This is a genomic window from Variovorax sp. 20P10.2.4, assembly GCF_058244205.1.
This window is the reverse complement of sequence record NZ_JBZAYE010000656.1, coordinates 1-3,909: the sequence shown is the minus strand read 5'-3', so window position 1 is coordinate 3,909 and position 3,909 is coordinate 1. Positions and strand designations below refer to the sequence as shown.

The 3,909-nt window shown below is 68.8% G+C and carries 4 protein-coding genes; all 4 read right to left on the bottom strand.

The genetic code is table 11. From position 1 onward, the window contains the following. Positions 1 to 317 (bottom strand): zinc-ribbon domain-containing protein (locus tag AC27VN_RS35115; RefSeq protein WP_490879597.1); only part of this gene is annotated, 317 nt, incomplete at its 3' end. Between the two features lie 76 nt (positions 318 to 393). Beyond that, a complete protein-coding gene (locus AC27VN_RS35110) occupies positions 394 to 855 on the bottom strand; it encodes a Crp/Fnr family transcriptional regulator (RefSeq protein WP_093343587.1) in 462 nt (153 codons plus the stop codon). 106 nt (positions 856 to 961) lie between these two features. Beyond that, on the bottom strand, positions 962 to 2,380 hold the full coding sequence (gene mnmE, locus AC27VN_RS35105) for a tRNA uridine-5-carboxymethylaminomethyl(34) synthesis GTPase MnmE (protein ID WP_490879596.1): 1,419 nt from the start codon (positions 2,378 to 2,380) through the stop codon (positions 962 to 964). A 76-nt stretch (positions 2,381 to 2,456) separates the two neighbouring features. Next, positions 2,457 to 3,909, bottom strand: a 1,453-nt coding sequence (gene yidC, locus AC27VN_RS35100) for a membrane protein insertase YidC (protein ID WP_490879595.1), incomplete at its 5' end; no start/stop codon positions are given.

Sequence of the window (3,909 nt, the reverse complement as noted above, 5' to 3'; positions counted from 1 at the left end):
GCTTCCGGCTTCGGCGCGCGCTTCGGCCTGCCGGTGCCGACCAGCACGGTCCGGTCGGCATCGCCGTCCTGCGGCTGGCCCTTGCCGCCGCGCGGCGTGAGGGCGGCCGCGTCGTAGAGCTCGCCGGGAATGGTCGGCGCACGCAGCTGCGCGGGCGCGGTCGCGGCCCATTCGCGCTCGAAGCGCGTGCTCGGATTGGGCGTGGGCGCGGGCGGAACCGGCGGCGCGGAAGCCGGCGTCAGCCGCTCGCCGCAGCGCATGCAGAAGTTCGCGCCCTCGCGGTTCTCCGCGCTGCAGACGGGACAGATCAAGGCCATGGCGAAGTGAGGCAATCGAGAAAAGGCATGCTGGCTGGCAGGGGCCGCATGGGGCTCGTCGTCTGGTGGCGGCGCCTCAGGTCACCGCGACCCGCTTGGAGCGGTGCGCCATGCGCTTGGCGATGACCGCGCCGAGCGCCATCGTGAGCTCGAGCGCGAGGTTCGGTTGACGGTTCGACATTTCCGAGAAGCGGGTGGTCGTGAGGCGCCAGACCCGTCCGGCACCCGTGACCACCACGTTGGCCGCGTGCGGCTGGCGCGAGAAGAACGAGCCTTCGCCGACCACCGAGCCCGCGGTGAGCACCGCCAGGCGCATCTGCTCCTTGCTGCTCACGCGGTGCACGCTGATCGCGCCGCTCTCGAGGAAGAAGACCGAACGGTCCTGCGCGCCCTGGGCGATCAGCACGTCGCCGACGGTGACGTCCTGCGGCTGCAGATACCCGGCCAGCGTGTCCCACTGCTGAACATTGAGGATCAGCGCAAAGGCATCGTTGCTGGTGTTGTCCGCGATCGCGCGGCTCAGGTTCTGGATGGACATGCTGCTCTCACTTGCCCCCGGGCAGTTCAGCCGGAGTATCCGCGAACGGCCCACATTTCGGCTACAAATGTTTACGCAATGACGGCGCCGGCCGCGCCGAGTGTCGCTATTTGCCGATACAGAAACGCGAAAAGATGACACCCAGCAGGTCGTCGGCGCCGAACTCGCCGGTGATCTCGTTGAGCGCGTTCTGCGCCAGCCGCAGTTCCTCGGCCAGCAGGTCGAGCGACTGGGCATGGGCCGCCAGGTGCTCGGCCGCCAGCGCCAGGTGCATCTCGACCTGGCCCAGCGCCTGCACATGGCGCGCGCGCGCCAGGTACACGCCTTCGGGCACGGCCTGCCAGCCGGCCATGGCCAAGAGCTGCTCGCGCAGCGCCTCGATGCCGGCGCCGGTCTTGGCCGACAGCGCGATGCCTTCGGCCGGCACGGGCGCCGAGCCGGTCGCGCCGGCCGCGTCGAGCTTGTTCCAGACGTCGAGCACCGGCACGCCCGCAGGCAGCTTCTCGCGCAGGCCGCGCAGGATCTCGGCGTCGGCCGCGGCGTAGTCGGGCGCGGCGGCGCGCGTCAGGTCGTGCAGGAACAGCACCGCATCGGCGCTCTCGATCTGGCCCCAGGCACGCGCCACGCCGATCCGCTCGACCTCGTCGCTGCTCTCGCGCAGGCCCGCGGTGTCGGCCACGTGCAGCGGCACGCCGTGGATCTGGATGGTCTGCGACACCACGTCGCGCGTGGTGCCGGCCACGGCGCTCACGATCGCGAGCTCGGCACCGGCCAGCGCGTTGAGCAGCGAACTCTTGCCGGCATTGGGCTGGCCCGCGATCACCACCTTGATGCCCTCGCGCAGCAGGGCGCCCTGGCGCGCGCGCTGCTGCACGGCCGCGAGCTGGCCCTGCAGCCGCACCAGCTGGCCCGCGGCATCGGCCTTCTGCAGGAAGTCGATCTCCTCTTCGGGAAAGTCGAGCGTGGCCTCGACCAGCATGCGCAGGTGGATCAGCGCATCGCGCAACGTATGGATCTCGCGCGAGAAGGCGCCCGACAGCGAGCGCCCGGCGCTGCGCGCCGCGGCCTCGGTGCTGGCGTCGATCAGGTCGGCGATCGCCTCGGCCTGGGCCAGGTCGATCTTGCCGTTGAGGAAGGCGCGCTGGCTGAACTCGCCGGGCTCGGCCACGCGCAGGCCCGGCAGCCGCGGGCGGCCGGTGACGGCATCGGGCTCGGCCGCGGCCTCGAGGCAACGCGCCAGTAGCAGTTGCAGCACGACCGCGCCGCCATGGGCCTGGAGCTCGAGCACGTCCTCGCCCGTGAACGAATGGGGCGCGGGGAAATGGATCGCCAGCCCGTGGTCGACCGCCTCGCCCGCCGCATCGCGAAAGGGCAGGTAGGTGGCCTCGCGCGGCTTGAGCGGCCGCGCGCACAGCGCCTCGATCAGCGGCGCGAGCCGCGCGCCCGACACCCGCACGATGCCGACCGCGCCGCGGCCGGAAGCGGTGGCGATGGCGACGATGGGATCGGAGGCGCGGGCGAGCATGGGCGGATTCTTTCAGCAAAAACGACAAAGGGCCGCTCGCGCGGCCCCTCGGGGAAAACGGTGACGCTGCGCCGGCCTACTTGCCGAGCACGCCGAGCCGCTTGTTGATCACCCACTGCTGGGCGATCGACAGGATGTTGTTCGTGATCCAGTACAGCACCAGGCCGGCCGGGAAGAAGATGAACATCACGCTGAAGGCCAGCGGCATGATCCACATCAGCTTGGCCTGCATCGGATCGGGCGGCGTCGGGTTCAGCCAGGTCTGCAGCAGCGAGGTGGCCGTCATCACGATCGGCAGGATGTACCAGGGGTCGGGTGCCGACAGGTCGGTGATCCAGCCGATCCAGGGCGCGTGGCGCATCTCGACCGACGACAGCAGCACCCAGTACAGCGCGATGAACACCGGGATCTGGATCACGATCGGGAAGCAGCCGCCCATCGGATTGACCTTCTCGGTCTTGTAGATCCGCATCATCTCCTGCTGCATTTCCTGCGGCTTGTCCTTCAGCCGCTCGCGCATTTCCATGATCTTCGGGTTGATGGCCTTCATCTTGGCCATGCTCGCGTAGGCCTTGGCGTTGAGCCAGTAGAAGGCGGCCTTCAGCAGCACCACCAGCGCCACGATCGACCAGCCCCAGTTGCCGATCAGGCCGTGCAGCTGGTTGAGCAGCCAGTACAGCGGCTTCGAGATGATCGCGAAGATGCCGTAGTCCTTGACCAGGTCGAGGCCGGGCGCGATGGCTTCGAGCTTCTTCTCTTCCTCTGGGCCGGCGAACAGCGTGCTGTTGACCACCTGGGTCGCGCCCGGGGCGATCTTCGGCAGCGTGGCCACCATGGCGATGGTGTAGAGGTTGTCGCCCAGGTCCTTCACGCGGAATTCGCGCTTCAGGCCTTCGCTGGCCGGGTCGCCGCGCAGCAGCCAGGCCGACACGAAGTAATGCTGGACCATCGCGATCCAGCCGTCGTTGGCGGCCGGCGGGGGCTCGACCTTGCCCTTGGTGATGTCCTTGAAGTCGAGCTTGTGGAACTTCTTCTCGTTCGTGTAGGCGGCCGGACCGGTGAAGGTGTTGGTGCCGAACATGGTGCTGGCGGCCACGGTGCCGTGGCGCAGCAGCTGCATGTAGAGCTGCGCGTCGCGCGGCTGGTCGCTCACGTTCACGACCTCATGGCGCACGCCGATGGCGTAATCGCCGCGGTGGAACACATAGGTCTTGACGTACTTGAGACCGCCGACGGGGGCGCTCTCGAAGCCGACCTCGAGGGTGTTCTGGCCAGCGGCCATTTCGCGCGGACCGGCCTTGGGCGCCATCGGCGTCAGGTGGTTCGGGAAGCGTTCGCCGGTGTCGACCTGGTTCAGCAGGCCGGTCTGCGCGAGGTAGCGCGTGGCCGGCGAGCCGTTCTCGAACAGCACCACGTGCTTGGTGCGGTCGTTCTCGTCGTACTTGAGCAGCTCGAGGTAGTTGACCGTGCCGCCTTCGCTGTCGATGGTCGCCTTGAACAGGTCGGTGGTGACCGTGACCTGTTCCTTC

Bases quoted from the DNA above. Each gene is read 5' to 3' on its own strand.
- mnmE (WP_490879596.1), bottom strand. From the start codon at position 2,380: ATGCTCGCCCGCGCCTCCGATCCCATCGTCGCCATCGCCACCGCTTCC.
- AC27VN_RS35110 (WP_093343587.1), bottom strand. From the start codon at position 855: ATGTCCATCCAGAACCTGAGCCGCGCGATCGCGGACAACACCAGCAAC.